The organism is Vibrio sp. 03-59-1 (assembly GCF_013114135.1).
Taxonomy (GTDB): domain Bacteria; phylum Pseudomonadota; class Gammaproteobacteria; order Enterobacterales; family Vibrionaceae; genus Vibrio; species Vibrio cortegadensis.
Genome location: NZ_VTYA01000026.1, coordinates 1 through 16049, shown reverse-complemented (window position 1 = coordinate 16049; position 16049 = coordinate 1). Strand labels below are relative to the sequence as shown.

General features: G+C 42.2%; 13 protein-coding genes and 1 pseudogene. 3 read left to right on the top strand and 11 right to left on the bottom strand.

Annotation, left to right across the window (positions count from 1 at the left end):
* Window positions 1–5: 5 nt before the first annotated feature.
* Both pfkB and fruB read right to left on the bottom strand, forming a co-directional pair.
* Window positions 6–1001 (bottom strand): 1-phosphofructokinase, encoded by a 996-nt coding sequence (pfkB, locus tag F0249_RS18465; RefSeq protein ID WP_171757437.1) that lies wholly within the window; start codon window positions 999–1001, stop codon window positions 6–8.
* Window positions 1002–1011: 10 nt separating this feature from the next.
* Window positions 1012–2163 (bottom strand): fused PTS fructose transporter subunit IIA/HPr protein, encoded by a 1152-nt coding sequence (gene fruB, locus F0249_RS18460; RefSeq protein WP_171757436.1) that lies wholly within the window; start codon window positions 2161–2163, stop codon window positions 1012–1014.
* Between the two features lie 170 nt (window positions 2164–2333).
* On the opposite strand from fruB, the gene cra reads away from it, so the two are divergent.
* Window positions 2334–3470, top strand: a complete 1137-nt coding sequence (cra, locus tag F0249_RS18455) for a catabolite repressor/activator (RefSeq protein ID WP_171757435.1) — start codon at window positions 2334–2336, stop codon at window positions 3468–3470.
* Between the two features lie 142 nt (window positions 3471–3612).
* On the opposite strand, the gene F0249_RS18450 is transcribed toward cra, so the two are convergent.
* From F0249_RS18450 to rbsD, 6 genes are all read right to left on the bottom strand, one after another.
* Window positions 3613–4620 (bottom strand): substrate-binding domain-containing protein, encoded by a 1008-nt coding sequence (locus F0249_RS18450; RefSeq protein WP_171757434.1) that lies wholly within the window; start codon window positions 4618–4620, stop codon window positions 3613–3615.
* 97 nt (window positions 4621–4717) lie between these two features.
* Window positions 4718–5638 carry a ribokinase gene (gene rbsK, locus F0249_RS18445; RefSeq protein WP_171757433.1) on the bottom strand — a complete coding sequence of 307 codons (921 nt, stop codon included), beginning with the start codon at window positions 5636–5638 and terminating at the stop codon, window positions 4718–4720.
* A 148-nt stretch (window positions 5639–5786) separates the two neighbouring features.
* The gene (gene rbsB, locus F0249_RS18440; protein WP_017053413.1) at window positions 5787–6665 is read right to left on the bottom strand and encodes a ribose ABC transporter substrate-binding protein RbsB; all 879 of its coding nucleotides are present in this window, start codon (window positions 6663–6665) and stop codon (window positions 5787–5789) included.
* Between the two features lie 148 nt (window positions 6666–6813).
* Window positions 6814–7809: a ribose ABC transporter permease gene (rbsC, locus tag F0249_RS18435; RefSeq protein ID WP_171757432.1), complete on the bottom strand. Its 996-nt coding sequence runs from the start codon at window positions 7807–7809 to the stop codon at window positions 6814–6816.
* Entirely contained in the window at window positions 7806–9311 is a 1506-nt protein-coding gene (gene rbsA, locus F0249_RS18430; protein WP_017053411.1) for a ribose ABC transporter ATP-binding protein RbsA, read from the bottom strand. The genes rbsC and rbsA overlap by 4 nt, the downstream gene beginning before the upstream one ends.
* Before the next feature lie 52 nt (window positions 9312–9363).
* A complete protein-coding gene (rbsD, locus tag F0249_RS18425) occupies window positions 9364–9783 on the bottom strand; it encodes a D-ribose pyranase (protein ID WP_029203455.1) in 420 nt (139 codons plus the stop codon).
* 558 nt (window positions 9784–10341) lie between these two features.
* Here rbsD and F0249_RS18420 point away from each other — a divergent pair.
* Window positions 10342–11124, top strand: a complete 783-nt coding sequence (locus F0249_RS18420; RefSeq protein WP_171757431.1) for an ABC transporter substrate-binding protein — start codon at window positions 10342–10344, stop codon at window positions 11122–11124.
* A gap of 37 nt (window positions 11125–11161) precedes the next feature.
* On the opposite strand, the gene F0249_RS18415 is transcribed toward F0249_RS18420, so the two are convergent.
* The 3 genes from F0249_RS18415 to F0249_RS18405 form a co-directional block, all read right to left on the bottom strand.
* On the bottom strand, window positions 11162–11734 hold the full coding sequence (locus F0249_RS18415) for a DUF2913 family protein (RefSeq protein WP_171757430.1): 573 nt from the start codon (window positions 11732–11734) through the stop codon (window positions 11162–11164).
* A gap of 169 nt (window positions 11735–11903) precedes the next feature.
* The gene (locus tag F0249_RS18410; protein ID WP_171757429.1) at window positions 11904–12941 is read right to left on the bottom strand and encodes an endonuclease/exonuclease/phosphatase family protein; all 1038 of its coding nucleotides are present in this window, start codon (window positions 12939–12941) and stop codon (window positions 11904–11906) included.
* Window positions 12942–13109: 168 nt separating this feature from the next.
* Window positions 13110–14534: an endonuclease/exonuclease/phosphatase family protein gene (locus F0249_RS18405; RefSeq protein ID WP_171757428.1), complete on the bottom strand. Its 1425-nt coding sequence runs from the start codon at window positions 14532–14534 to the stop codon at window positions 13110–13112.
* 659 nt (window positions 14535–15193) lie between these two features.
* Between F0249_RS18405 and F0249_RS18400 the strand changes: the two are divergent.
* A pseudogene (locus F0249_RS18400) lies at window positions 15194–16049 on the top strand (DUF3372 domain-containing protein); the annotation flags it as partial.

The following is a 16049-nucleotide window of genomic DNA, read 5'->3' as shown; positions in this document are numbered from 1 at the left end:
TTGTCTTATTGGCTCGCCGCGAGGCTAAGCGATTCAAGTTTGATTTGTTTCTGTGTATTGTCGAGCTCTTGTTGGCTCTTTATTCCCACGCCGACCTGCGAAACGGCTAGTGCAGATAAAGCGGTAGAAAAAATGAGTAATTCATCTTTGTTCATGGCTTGCATGTGGCCCCAGCAAAGTCCTGCAACGAGCGTATCGCCAGCGCCAACGGTACTTACAACCTTCATTTGGGGTGGGTAAGAACGTAGCCATTCACCTTGGTTCAACCACATCACGCCTTCCGCACCCATCGAAACCACAATGTTATCGATTCCTTTTTGTGCTAACTCTGATGCTGCCTGCTGACATTGAAGTGGTGTCTTTAGATCTCGCCCGACGAATTGAGAAAGCTCTTCATCGTTAGGTTTAATCAACCAAGGCTGTGCATTTAAACCCGCTGCGAGAGCACCACGGCTGCTATCAAATAGAACTTTTTTACCCATTTGGTGAAGCTGTTTAATCCAAGACGCGCAAAGTTCTGGTGAGATCCCATTGGGTAAACTGCCTGCAATCACAAAGTATTCGTGATCGTCGGCAAGGCCAAATAGTGTCTGTTCAAACTGTTTTATGTCGTTAGAAGTAACGGTGACGCCTGGGAAATTGATGTCGCTGACACCACCACTTTGTTCAACCAACTTAACGTTAATTCGAGTCGCTCCATTCACGCGAATAAATTGATCCTTTGCACCGATGTCGTTAAACAGTTGGCAAAACAACTCTTCGTTATCTCTGCCTAGAAAGCCTGTGACGGTGACTTTTGCTCCAAGCTCACTTAATACTTTTGCTACATTTACGCCCTTGCCGGCTGCATGAAGCGAGCTTTGATTGACAAGGCTAACGGAGCCAAGATTGAAAGTGTTGAGGCTTCCCGTTAAATCGAGTGCTGGGTTAAGCGTGATCGTCACAACCTTGGTTTGCTTCTCTGGGGTTCGAGTTGAGTTTCCCTGGATTGAGTTTGTCATTTGTGGCCCCTTAACCTTCACCAAGACCAGCAGAAATCGCTTGGCCAATGGCTTCTATGGCTTGAGGCGCATCCGCACCTTCCGCAGTAAATTGAAGTTCATGGCCGTGTCGAACACCCATCGCAATGACTTTCATTAAGCTTTTTGCGTTGACAGGTTTTGAATCGCCATTGAGGTTGGCAACTTTGATAGTTGATTCAAACCGCTTCGCTTCAGCAACAAGCATGGCGCCCGGTCTAGCATGTAAACCATGGACATTTTTAATTTTGAATATGCCAGTGTTATCACTAGGGAGACTTGATGGTTCGTCTTCCGTTGATGTATCAACTTCGTTGTTGTTGAAGATGGTTAACAGTTGTGGTGTATCAGCATTGAGTAATGTCTCTTGCTGCTGATTGAACACCAGTTGTCCGATTGTGTTGAGGGCATTTTTGTGGGCATGATTACAAGCTGCGATGGCGATTAACCCTTTAACTGGCTCACCTTGGTAGTTGCAATCATTCGCGGTGGTGACAAATGAGATACCTGTGCGTTTTACGGCTTTATCACTGCTCACAAGCCATAAGCCTTTTCCTAAATGTGTCGGCTTTTTCGTGACAAGTTCCGCAACAAATTCAGATTCAGCACAACCAGTATTACTGAGTAAACCACCTGCTACCGCGCTCATTTGAATCATATCGCTTGCTGGAAAAAGGCGCTGAATCAACGACGCATCAAAATCGGCATTTAGCTGAGCTTGACCATTGAGGATGGCAATAATCTCATCTTTTGTATTCGCTAATCTTAGACACTCTTCGATACCATCATCGGACAGCACTTTGGTCAGTTGCTTGAGAATTTCCAAGTGTTCGTCAGATTTGGCCGCGATACCGATAGCAACATAAACGGTGTTGTTGTCTCCCCATTGAACACCTTGAGGAAAATGGTGGACGGTAATGCCAGTTTGTTTGACTAAATCTCGGGTATCCGTTGTGCCGTGTGGAATTGCAATGCCGTTTCCGAGGAAGGTTGAATTTTGTTTTTCTCGATTGATCATACCGTCAATGTAGCCGTCTGCGACGAAACCTTTCGAGGTTAAATCAGCGGCAATCGCATCAATCGCCGTCAACTTATCAGGAGCAGATTGAAGAAGGGTGATGTCTTGGCTTGTTAATTTCAACATGTGGCCTCTTAGCGTTTCCGCTGTATTAGTTTTAGTTTCAACGATGTTCGCAACGTTAAACAGACGACTGATTGATGTTTGCTTAACTTTAGCTGAATCGTTTCAGCAAAAATTTTAAAAAAATTCAGCAAACGCTTTTTTATCGAAGTAAGCATAATGCTGTTAACCGTATGGATGATCTTACAAATACTGTGTTTGAAAAACCATTTTGGATTTTGCTGAATCCTTTCAGCTTTTATACTGAATCGATTCAGCGTATAATTCAACTTATCAAAAGATCGGATCTGAATTTATATGATCCGTCGCACAGAATAAGGGTTATCCATATGACACTGGATGAAATATCAAAGCTGGCAGGTGTATCAAAAACGACAGCAAGTTATGTGATTAATGGGAAAGCTCAAAAGTACCGGATCAGTGAAAAAACACAGAAGAAAGTCATGGCCGTTGTCGAGGAGCATAACTATCGCCCTGATCATGCCGCATCGTCTCTGCGTGCGGGTAATAGCCGTTCTTTTGGTTTGATTATTCCGGATCTGGAGAACACCAGTTACGCTCGTTTAGCCAAACTATTGGAGCAAAATTCGCGTAAAGCGGGCTACCAAATTTTGATTGGTTGCTCAGATGATGATCCTGAAACGGAAATGAAAGTGGCAGAAGCTTTGGTTAGTCGTCGAATCGATGCGCTATTTGTGGCCAGTGCGATACCTGACGCCAACGCGTTTTATCTCAAACTGCAAAACTCAGGTACGCCCGTCATTGCGATTGACCGTCCATTAGATGACGAGCACTTTTGCTGTGTGATCAGTGAAGATTTCGGTGCTGCGTTTGAATTAACGCACTCGCTGTTAATCGATGAAGTAGAAACCGTTGGGTTGATTGGAGCTTTACCTGATTTGAATATCTCTCGTGAGCGTCAACAAGGTTTTGAGTCAGCATTGAAAGCTCAGTCAAAAGTAGCTCAAATTGGTTATGGAGAACACTTCAATCGTGAGGCAGGTAAGAGCGTGTTGAATGAGTGGGTGAAGAGAGGAGAAGTTCCTGATGCGATTGTCGCGACATCTTATACCTTACTAGAAGGGATGCTCGATGTTTTGCTAGAACACCCAGATTTAATGAAAAAGATCAAACTTGCGACATTTGGTGATAATCGCTTATTGGATTTTCTACCGACCAAAATAAACTCTTTGCCTCAGCAGTTTGAAGTGATTGCAGACAGCGCTTTAGCCCTTGCTCTTAATGCCTCCGCGAAGCGTTATCAAGCCGGAGTGGAGTTGGTACCGCGAGAGATCATCGTCCGCCGATAATCATTTGCGCTAATAATCATTCGCGCCAATAATATAGTACGAAATTAGGTGTGTGGTTGAAAAACCTCTAATCAAGGCTGGTGAATGGTTAGAGGTTTTGTTATCCGAAGTGATGTGAGCAATATGTGTCGATAAATTTTGGTTAGGTGTTCACATTTTTAACGCTTTTACGTTCAACCAAACTCGGATCCAATTGCACTATCTGTGGTTCGTCATCGGGGTTTTCTAGGCGATAGAGCAGGGCATCAACCGCTGATTGGCCTAATCGATATTTAGGCTGGTGGATAGTTGTGAGTGACGGAGTCATGTATTTTGCAAGGCGAATGTCATCATAACCAATGATTGAAAGATCATTGGGAATGCGAACATTGGCTTCAGATGCTGCATTAATCAAGCCCATCGCCATCATATCATTACTAACGAATATGGCACTTGGCAGCGGCCCGTTTGCTTGTAAATGGTGAAAAGCATCGAAACCGCCATCGCATTCGAAGTTGGATTCTACTATCCAATCAGGGTTCACCTCTATTTCAGCTTCGGCCATTGCTTGCTGAAAACCTTGATAGCGTGACAATGCTTGGCTGCGAAAAAGCGGCCCAGTGATACACCCTATTTGACGGTGACCCTGCTTGATTAAATGCTGAGTGGCTAGATAGCCCCCTTGATGAGAATTATCTTGAATTTTGTCACTCGCAAATGATATCTCGCCCCAGTCCATCACCACCACTGGTAAATCAGGATAGCGGCTAAATACATCAATTTGTTGACCTTCAAGGGTTGAACACATCAGCATTAGCCCATCAACACGCTTTTGCAGCAGCGTATCAATGGATGCTTTCATTCGTTCGTCATCACCTTCTGTATTGCATAAAATTAGGTTGTAGCCTTTTTCGTAACAGCGACGTTCAACGCCTTTTACGACTTCACCAAAAAATGGATTGGTGGAGGTTGTGACTAGCATACCAACGGTTTTTGTACATTTTACTTTTAAACTACGCGCTAGGGCTGAAGGGGCGTAATTGAGTTCTTTGACGGCATTGTTGACGCGTTCAGCGATTTCGTCACTGACAAAACGAGAGCGATTGACGACATGACTGACGGTAGAAGAAGATACCCCGGCCAGTTTTGCTACATCTTTCATTGTTGCCATGAATCGATCCTTGTAAATGTATGTCTAAAGCTCTGTTCAATGAGCGTAAAATAAGAGTCGCTCATTGAAGGGAGTAAACAGTGAAGCAGTGGTTATATTACCCTTGCGCTTTTAAAAAAATGTCTGTCTCTTCTCTATTGGGTATAGAGGTTTGTGCACCAAAGCGAGTGACAGAAATAGCCGCTGCCGCGTGTGCAAATTTGATCGCTGATTCTAAAGACATTTCTTCAATTAAACCAGTCACTAATGCACCATTAAAGGTATCCCCAGCAGCTGTGGTGTCTGTCGCTTTTACTTTGAATCCCGAGATCAATTCACCACGTCCATTTTGACTTAACCAAACGCCTTTTGCGCCAAGTGTGATCATCACAATTTCAATGCCTTTTAAATGCAGCGCATTGGCGGCAAGCTGTGCTGATTCATTGTCGGTAACGGTAATGCCAGTTAGTACTTCAGCTTCCGTTTCGTTAGGCGTGATCACATCGATACAGGATAACAGCTTGTCCGAAAGAGGCTGAGCAGGAGCGGGGTTGAGTATCACGTTTGTCTTGTTTTGTTTGGCAATCTCAATCGCATATTCAATGCCTTCAATTGGAGTCTCCAGTTGAGTCAGTAAATATTTAGCATTGCGAATGCTGTCTGAGTGTTGCGCAATTTGATCTACTGTGAGTTTATCGTTGGCTTCTGGAGATAAGCAGATGCTATTTTCGCCTGCCGCTGATACTTGAATCATCGCAATACCAGTTGGCGTATTATCAGCCACGATCACGCCATCAATGTTAATACCATCATTGGCAAATTCATTTCGAATCTTGATGCCAAATGAGTCATCTCCAACGCAGCTAATGAATCCGATATCTGCGTTTAAACGCGCTGCTGCGACGGCTTGATTTGCCCCTTTTCCACCTGGGATCACTTGGTAATTAGCACCAACAAGAGTTTCACCAGGACGAGGGAAAGATGGAACTTGAAGGACATGGTCGGCGTTAACACTACCTAAAACAACGAGTTTATTCATAATACGAACCTTGAGATATATCGTATGGAAAAGTTTATAGGTGTGCAGCCTAGCCAGCTAAGTGTCACACCAATCAACTCTGAAAAATGAGGGGACATTTCCCCTCACTATTTTCGATTAGCGAAAATGCTAATGGATGCGTTAATGATTATTTAGCGATAATTTTTAGAGGTACTGGGATGTACGCTTCTACTTTTTCGCCTTTTAGGATTTTATCTGCAATCTCAATACCTAAAGAACCAATCATGTCAGGTTGTTGAGCTACTGTTGCTGCTAGAATGCCGCGATTTACCGCTGCAATCCCGTCATCGGTGCCGTCAAAACCAACGATCATCACATCTTTACCCGACGCTTGAACCGCGCGAACCGCACCTAATGCCATTTCATCATTTTGAGCGAAAACGGCTTGAACGTCTGGGTTTGCTGCAAGCAAGTTTTCCATTACGTTAAGGCCTTTAGTGCGGTCAAAATCAGCTGGCTGGCTAGCAAGTAGCTCCATATGGCTACCTTTAACTGAGTTCATAAAACCTTCACCACGTTCACGAGCCGCAGAAGTACCAGCAATACCTTCTAATTGAATGACTTTCGCTTTTTCACCTACTTTTTCCATGATGAAGTGTCCCGCCATTTCACCACCGATAACATTATCAGAAGCGATGTGACTCACGACATCACCACGGCTTGCACCACGGTCAAGAGTCAATACAGGGATCTTAGAGCGGTTAGCCATACGAATCGCGTTAGATACGGCGTCTGAATCCGTTGGGTTAATCAGGATTGCCTTCACGCCACGAACCGTCAAATCTTCAATGTTTGAAAGCTCTTTACTTGGGTCATTTTGTGAATCCAGAACAATAAGGTTGTAGCCTAGCTCTTCTGCTTTTGCTTCAGCTCCATCTTTCATTGTTACGAAGAAAGGGTTGTTTAGCGTCGAAAGTACGATTGCCATAGTATCTTGAGCTTGTGCTGTTGCACTAACAGAAGCAGAAAGAACAGCGGCTGAAATTAGAGTAGCTAATTTATTCATCGTTAAAATCCTTGTAGTAGGGGTGATCTAGGTTAAACCCAGTTCGTTATCGTCGTTATGTTATCAAGAGTGTTGCCTGCTTTCTAACGAGTAACTTCAACCTTTCTCGTTAGAAAAGAACCATTTATTAATAATGTTATCTATATTGCTATTTGTTTTTGTTATCGACTAATACTGCCAGCAAAATAACCACCGCTTTCGCGATCATCTGGTAGTAAGAAGAGACGTCTAGTAAGTTCAGTGCATTGTTTAAGAAACCGATGATAAGAGCGCCAATGAGCGTTCCCATGATCCGGCCTCTACCTCCGGCTAAACTTGTGCCACCGAGAACAACCGCGGCAATTGCATCAAGTTCGTAACCCATACCAGCGGTCGGTTGGGCGGATGATAAGCGTGAGGTCACGATCAACCCTGCTAATGCAGCAAGTAAGCCACAGATGGCGTAAACACCAATTTTCACGCGATCAACATTGATACCAGAAAGGCGAGTGGCAGATTCGTTTCCACCTAGCGCGTAAACATAGCGACCAAAGCGAGTGTGATTAAGCAGATACCAGACAGAAGCAAACACAATCACCATCAGCCATACAGGGACAGGAATGCCAAGAGCGTAACCGGTACCAAACCATGCAAACGCATCGCCAGTATCAGTAAAACCCGTCGAGATAGGGCGGCCATCGGTGTAGACCATAGTGACACCACGAAGCAGAGTCATGGTGACGAGTGTGGCAATGAAAGCTTGTACTTTACCTTTGGCAATAATGATACCGCTGATTGCGCCAAGTGCAGCGCCAGCTAACAATGCGGTAGGAACGGCGATAATAACGGGCACTTCCATTCCTATTAAGCTAGCCGCAAATGCACCACAAAGCGCAAGTACAGAGCCAACACTTAAATCGATACCAGCCGTTAAAATAACCAGTGTCATACCGACGGCAATAATAGCGTTAACGGATGTTTGTCTAAGAATATTGAGAATGTTGTCGAGAGTAAAAAAGTTAGGGTTCAAAAATGAAACCACGACAATCAGAAAAATAAGAGCGATAAGTGATTTCTGCTCAATGAGCCACTCTTTGCTAATCAGTGGTTTCTTCATGTTTTTTTCAGTATCTGAGTTTGTCTTGCTCATTGTTTTGCTACTCATGCTGCTTCCTCGTTAATCTTTTTACCGACTGCGCACGCCAGTAGTAATTCTTGGTTGGCATCTTTTGCTTCAAATTCGCCACTTATGTGCCCTTCATGCATAACCAAAATACGGTCACTCATGCCTAATACCTCAGGCATTTCAGATGAAACTAGAATGATGCTCATCCCTTCGGCTTTAAATTTGTTGATCAGTTGGTAAATCTCTTTTTTCGCACCGACATCAACACCACGAGTTGGCTCATCGAGAATCAATACGTTGGGACGAGTCATTAACCCTTTTGCAATTGCAACCTTTTGCTGGTTACCACCGGAAAGGTTGCCGATGATCTGATCGCGGCTTGGCGTTTTGATATTGAAAAGTTTTATGAAATCTTCAACAGCAATGGCTTCATCTTTATGTTGGATCTGCATTCCTTTGGTGAGCTTATCAAGCGCACAAATGGACATGTTTTCTTTGACGGAAAGACCAAGTACGAGCCCATCGCCTTTCCTATCTTCAGATATATAAGCAATGCCATTTGCTAACCCATCTTGAGGGCTTATGGGGTTGATGGTTTTGCCGTGCAGTCTAATTTCACCAGACTCATAGGGCAGTGCACCGTAAATGACTTTCATTAATTCCGTTCGACCTGCACCCATCAAACCTGAAATACCGAGGATCTCACCGTGATCTAACGTGAAGCTGATATTATTAACACCGGAGCCACATAGATTTTTAACTTCTAAACAAACGGTGCCGTGTTCGGCATTAATGCGTGGATATTGTTCGTCTAGCTTACGTCCAACCATCATTTCGATAAGCATATCTTCATCGGTTTCAGCAACGGTGCGTTGACCAATGAATTTGCCATCACGTAAAACGGTGATGTCATCGCAAATCTCAAAAATCTCTTTCAAACGGTGTGAAATATAAACAATGCCGCACCCTTCTGCTCTTAGTTCATTAATGACCTTGAACAACGACTCTGTTTCGGTATCGGTCAGTGCATCGGTGGGTTCATCCATGATGATGACCTTAGACTCAAATGACAGCGCTTTAGCAATCTCGACCATTTGCTGCTCACCAAGGCTTAAATGACCTAATGGCGTTTTTGAGCTGTGCTTAACATTTAAGCGAGCCAGTAATTTGTCTGCCGCTTGGTACATCTCATTCCATAGAATACGACCCATCGTTCCGGTGATTTCTCGACCAAGGAAGATGTTCTCTGCGATTGTCAGCTCAGGAATTAAGTTCAGCTCCTGGTGGATAATGCTGATACCAGCTTGTTGAGAGTCTCGCGGACCTTTAAATGATGCAGGTTGCCCTTGATATTGAATACTCCCTGCGTCCATCGCGTAGATGCCAGTTAGCGCTTTCATTAAGGTTGATTTACCAGCTCCATTCTCTCCCATAAGTGCCATTACTCGGCCGGGATAAACATTCAGGCTGGCTTTATCGAGTGCTTTAACGCCAGGGAATGCTTTTTCAATGGAATCTAGTTCTAAAATTGCTTGAGTCATTTTTGGTCCTCAACGTTAGCGAATTTCATTTTCTGGTGAATTAAGCCAAGCATTAAAAGGTCACACCGGCTTGAAAAATCACGTTTGCGTAGGGAGTGCATTCACCTGTTCTTATTACCGCTCGGCTCTCTGCTGTGCGGGCTTTGAACTCTTCGTGTGGTAGGTAAGCAATGGTGATGGTTTTTTTACAACGTAGTTCTTCTGCCTTAAGTTCTTCAATAAGCAAGCCGTGAAGATCTGGGCTTACCTTGGAAAATTCTTCTGCGATGATAACGCCTTCAATTTGCGATTCGTCTAACGTGACTTTTACCGTGTCAATGAAGCTTGGAACGCCATGGGTGAGGGCGAGGTCAATACGTTGAACAAAATCCGGAATCGGTAATCCAGCATCGCAAATAGTGATTTCATCGGTGTGGCCAAGAGTCGCCACCAAAAAAGACATTTCAGAGTTGAGTAGGGTACTTTTTTTCATATTACGACCTTTAAAGTGTAGATGGTCCGAGTTAATGAGTTTGAGATAGCTCGAAAAATGCCCATCGATACGTTTCGATGGTGATAATAGCGTTGATTTTATAATTTGCACATCACGAAATGTGAATGTGTGATCTTTGTCATCGATACGTTTCGATGAGGCCAAAAAAGGTGATATTCATCACTGATGATTTTGTCAGTAGAGCGAGCGAATTTCATATTTCGTTAGATAAAAATCTCTAAAGAGTACGTTCAAAAGCTATACATCGGCGTGAGGTGATTTGAAATCGGTGAAGAGAGGGAGATATTCGCCATGTTAAAGCTAATAGACATAGAATCTAACGTGAGATGCCTGTTGCTCAAGCTTAGCCAAGAAAACACTCGAATATTCAATTAATGATCATTTTATAAAATATTAATTTGCAAGCGAATATTGTGACCCGTTGGGGAGTTTGTCAGAATAAAGTCAGTATTATATGAGTTATCTTTATCTACTGGGTGGAGATAATCGCACTTTAAGGATATATTCTGTTCTATCAATAAGATAGTTGGGGGGCTTATGATTAATAATGGTTTGAAACTTTGGGTTGCCTTATCCGTCTCTCTCTTTTCTGGTCTGTCTTTGGCCTCTGAAACGATAATTCTTGCTTATTCAGATACACAATCTTACCCATTTCAGATGGGAAGCGGCCGAGATGTTGCTGACCCTCCGGGTTTATCAATAGATCTCATAAATAAAAGTATGAGCGAGTTGGGTATCAATGTGAGGTACGTCCGTCTACCTGGCAAAAGGGTGTTGCAGTACCTAAAAACGGGGAAAGTGGATGGCGCGTTTATTCTCTCTCACAATGCACAACGTGAAAAATATGCGAGCTATCCAATGGTGGAAGGTAAACTTGATAGCACGAAGCGAGTTGCAACGTTAGGCTATTACTTTTATAAATTAAAGAATAAGCCGCTTGATTGGGATGGCGAAAACCTGACACAAACAAATAAGCAAGTGGGGGCCCATTTAGGGTTTTCAATTGTAAGAGAATTAGAAAAAAGAAAAGTTAAGGTTTATGAAGTTAAAACCACGTCTCAATTATTTGGAATGCTTAAGTTACAACGTTTAGCAGCAATAGCGGTACAAGATTCAACAGCTTTAGATTTCTTAAACAGTAATGATGACTATCCAGATGTGGAGCAGGTTCAACCAGCCATCATCACGAAGGACTATTATTTAGTGTTTGGTCAGAAGTTTGCCGACAGTCACCCGAATTTAGTTAACCAGATATGGGACACCATTGGCTCAAGTCGAGATAGTGTCCTATCTGAAAATCGACATAAGTATGTGGATTGAACCCATCGATTTTGGCTTTATCAAATAGTCGATGGTATTACATCCTAAACAATTCGACGCGCAGGTGTTCTTTATCTTCATAAGCCACGACGGATTGAAAGTGATCGCTCTGGTCGACAATGATTGAAAACATCTCTTTATGTTCTGAGCTTCCGATAAACAGAATCTGGGTCGATTTGCTCATCATTCCATGTTCATCAAAACTTGATGTTAAATCTTCATCTACGACACAAACTAAGACTTTTCCGTAACGTGCATTCAGATCGATATTATGAGCATGGGAGTATTGAATTTTAGTTCGAAGCTGAGTTTCAATTCTGCCAATTAGATCGACAAAACGGAACAAATCGGTCGAGCATGTTTGGACGAGACTATCTCTATTTTTGACTAGCACGGACTCAAGATTGCTGCCAGATTGTCTGCCAATTAATAGCCACTTTTTCGTGGTCTTTCTTACGGCTTTGTATCGATTCGACTTAGCGATGCGCTTAAGATATTGAACCAGCAGGTTATTGATTTCTGCTATGGAAAGGTGTTTGTCGAGTTTTTTGAATTCCAGATGTAATAAGGCGTGTGTCGTGATGTCTAATAGTAATTGGGATTGGTTCATTCGCGTATCGATTTGGTGCTGAAATTAACAAATATCATACACTTAATCGCGTAAAATAATAGTCGCGTATGATATCTTCTTTCTGAGTTTGTTACATTTTACTACTAAAATAATCGTCATACAAAAATAACCCGAGTGATTAGCTTGAATGCATTCAGGGTCGTTTTCTCTATGCATGTCGAATTTGAGCTGTGATTGAAACTAATGCATGATCGGTACTGAATTGATCGTGTTCAAAACTAGGGTTGATGATATGTTGATCCGTTACCTTATATTTCACCACCTCTAGAATATTAGATGAGTTATGACAGTCGAACTCATTAGATAACAGTATGTAATCCAATACCGATCCTTTTGCTCCGTAATAATGAGTTGGCGCTCTATCTTCTAATAAGTCGACACCGTTCAATTGGCAATAAATATCCCAACTGTCTTTGAGTTGAAATGGTGCGAGCCACTCTAGGCTAAATCTATCGCGCCTTAATTCACAGGAGAGTAAGCCACTAAATTCTTCGTTGAATAGGGGCTTATTGAAATCGCCCATTAATACGACTGCTTGATCGGTTTTTTCTCTTTGAGTAGTGATGTAGCGATGCAGTAAATTCGCTTCAAGGCCGCGTTGAAGAGTGGATAGCCATGAACCAAACTGTTCATCATGTAATGAGTTCAGCTGTTTTTTTTCATAAGCAATGGGTTCTGGCTCTGCTCTATTTTCTAACTCGACGGGTTCTTTTGGACGTTGAGATTTGAAATGCACCACATAACAATCTGTAATGCCTATATGAGGCAATTCAATGCTGGCATGTACTGGAATTCGATTAAATGAAAAATCAGTGCTCGTTTCAAATCGAGCGATGAACTCATTGTCCGGTACTACAGGTTGGCACTTCACAATCGGAAAACGTGATGCAATGGCAACCACCGGAGAGTGGAATAGATAGCCATCTTCGGCTTTGGGTTCATCAACGGTACAAAAGTAGGGATAACCGAGTTGGTTAAGCTGTTTTTCTAGTGCGTTGGGGCTAAAGACTTCTTGAAAACCAATAACATCAGAATTTAACTGGCTGATTTTGTCGTGAAACCATTTCTGTTTTTTTTGCCACTCTTCTTGCGTCAAAATATTTTCAAAATCGTAGTAAGCATTGGGTGGCTCAACATAATTGAAAAGATTAATGGTGGTGAAGGTGATTGCATCAGGATTAGGCAAATTTCAGTTCTCAAAATCAGATTCTGGTTAGTTGTTTACAATAGTACTGAAATGCGCCGAAAATGGTATGGCTAACTGTTAATTAAATTGGACGGCTACGAAAAAGCCTCACGTTTATGGCGTGAGGCTTTGGTATCGTTTAATCACCCGTAGAGGGAAATTTGATGATTATAGTTCTGCTTTGATCCAAACCATACGGTGGTCAGAAGAGATGTCTTTACCGTTACCGTAGTTACCAACGCGCTCATCATTCACAAGAAGACGACCTGATTCGAAAGTAGCAGGCCAGTGTACTCCTGACTCAGTAATATTGAGATTGGCCGATGGGATAACGTGATCTAAACGGAGTCCGCTTGTGCTCGTTATTTGATTTGGGTATGGAGTATCCCAACTTGATGCTCGACATTCACCTGTTGCTAAACATTCAGGTCCACCCCAGCTTGCCGGTGCATAATTACCTGTTGTCGCTTGTGTATTAACTTTCGCATGGTTCATTAAGTCTTGAATCGCTGAACGATCGCCATCACCTTTTTCTGGGTCTGAATTTAAGTCACCCATCACGACAAATTTAGCGCTAGATGTCAGTCCACCTGTAACGCCTTTATCATCGTAAATGTAGCTTGCATTATCACCCACATAGTCAACCCAGAAGTCAATTTCAGCTCTGTTATGGATTATGTTATGCATTGCTGCATTGTTGAAAATTGGTGGTGTAGGGTGAGACAGTAGGAGGTGAATCGTTTCTGTTGAACCATCCGATTGTGGTATTAGAATAGGGGCATCAACGTGGTTTTTTGATGATAATGGGAAATTTGCCCAGGCCGAATCTGAATACCATGCATCACCACAAGTTAACCCGTTACCATCGCAATCAACAACGACAGGGTTAATTTCACCTGGCATATCTTTCCATTTGAAGTTTTGGAAAGTCCGAGTGTTTTCATGATCGATTTCGTATTGTGATAATAGAGCGAATGCATATTTGCCATGGTATTCACCAAAGCCCCATGAATCATTCGCGTAAGTAAATGATCCTTTGTTTGCATCTGTTGCCACTATATTGTCTCTATTTAAATCGTAGCCACTTAGTTTACCTGTATTGGTTGCGTAGTTTTCAACGTATGGGAAAGAAATTGGTTCTAATAAATCACCACCATCAATGCTATTAGGGCTTTGAGGTACTGCAAGGTAGTTAAGGCGGAATCCGTTCAATGCGCGGTTATCCTCCGCTGTACCGTCGTTGTTATACTCGGCCATTAGGATCACATTTGGACGTTCAGTCTGAATAGTTGCGGCAATATTTCTAATTTGAATTATTTTTAGAGCTTTTGAAATATCATCGGCGTCTGTCAACGTACCAGCTTTCCAAGCATCAATAAGAACTTGTTGATCAGTCGCTTTAGTCATCATTTCATCAACTAGAAGTTCAAATGTAGTACGATCAAAAGACAAGTTGTAAGTGGCAATTTTTACTTCAGTAGCCGTAGGTGCTGGTGTATCTGGTAAGTAGTTATTAACCGTTTCTTCATCATTACAACCTGCTAATAAAGCGACAGTGATTGCTAGCGCTGCAGTAGTTTTTAGTAGTTTCATTAGAATTCTCAAATTAGGGGGAGTGAAAACCATGTGAATAATACGGAACGCATAATTTTATAAATGAGAGTTTTGTCACTACTATTACTTTTTGTAATGTTACTTTTCACTATTAATGAGACGAAGATCGTACTGCAGGGTGATTGGTGTCTCAAAAAATATTGATTATTAACTATTGTTTATCATGTTTTATTTGAGGTTGAATGAAATTATATGTGGAGATATTCCAACTAACCTTACTTTTCTAAATGCTAATTCTAGCGACTCTCATCCTTAGCGCATCACTGCCTTTTCTAGGTCGTAGAGGAATTCATCTGTGTACTTGATTAGAAGTTGATCCAAATAATGTCACTTTTTTATGCTGTGTAATTTTTTATACCACCGCTGCTATTAGTGGGTTCTAGCATGGATGAATTACTTTATAGTTGCTTAAGTTCATATGCTTAGCTTGCCTTTCTACCTCGTGCATATCAAGAATCAATTGAATTTATAAAACTGTGCATTAAGCACGTTTTGTGCAGATTTAGATGCCTACATGGTCACGAAATGTACACTATTGGTTTTGTTACTATTTTCGCGTTTATATTTTGCATTTTGTTACATTTTTTTAAGTGCTCAATTCCAAATTTGGCGCTTTAGATCTGTTGGGGGGAGATTACATGAAATTTAAGCTTACCAGTATGGCAATGGTTACAATGCCACTGGTGACATTATTATCTGGTTGCTGGGATGGTAGCTCGGTAGAACAGAACAACAGTTCATCACAAGTGCTTGAAATTAAGGCTATAGATGGTTATTTACGTAATGCAGAAGTTTGGCTAGATCTAAATCGAAACTACTTAAGGGATCCCGGTGAACCCTTTGCCATATCTGGAGAAGGTGGCCGAGCTTTAATTGATGTATCTGAAATTGGCGGCGACTTAACTTCATACCCTGTAATGGCGAGTACGATTGCGGGGCAGACTATCGATGAAGATAATCCAGATATTCCTTTAAGGGATGGCTATTTAATGACTGCTCCTCCTGGTTCTAAAGTCGTTACACCAATTACTACTCTCGTAGATTCGAAAATGGTTGAAGGAAAAAGTGAAGCAGAGGCAATAAAAGAAATAAATCAACTGCTTGCACAGCCTGAAACTAATCTTATGAGTGATTACCTTGCAGATAAGAATGAATTATTGGCTGATAGTGCTAGAGCTTTAGTCCAGTTATTGCCACAGCAAGTAGACGACATGAACACTCCAGAAAAACTTGAGATACTTACTCAAGGGGCAGAGTTATTGGGGGAAGAGGTTCGTAAGCAGGAGTCTAGAGGTCAAATAGTTACATTAGAAAAATTAGTTTTAACTGTAACGAACAATCAAGCCACATTGAATCAAGACCGAGATGAAGATGGTGTTGAGGATGACCGAGATGCGTTCCCAGACAATAAAGCGGAAAGCCTTGATAGTGATAACGACGGCACGGGCAATAACGCGGACACCGATGACGACAACGATGGATGGAGTGATGCCG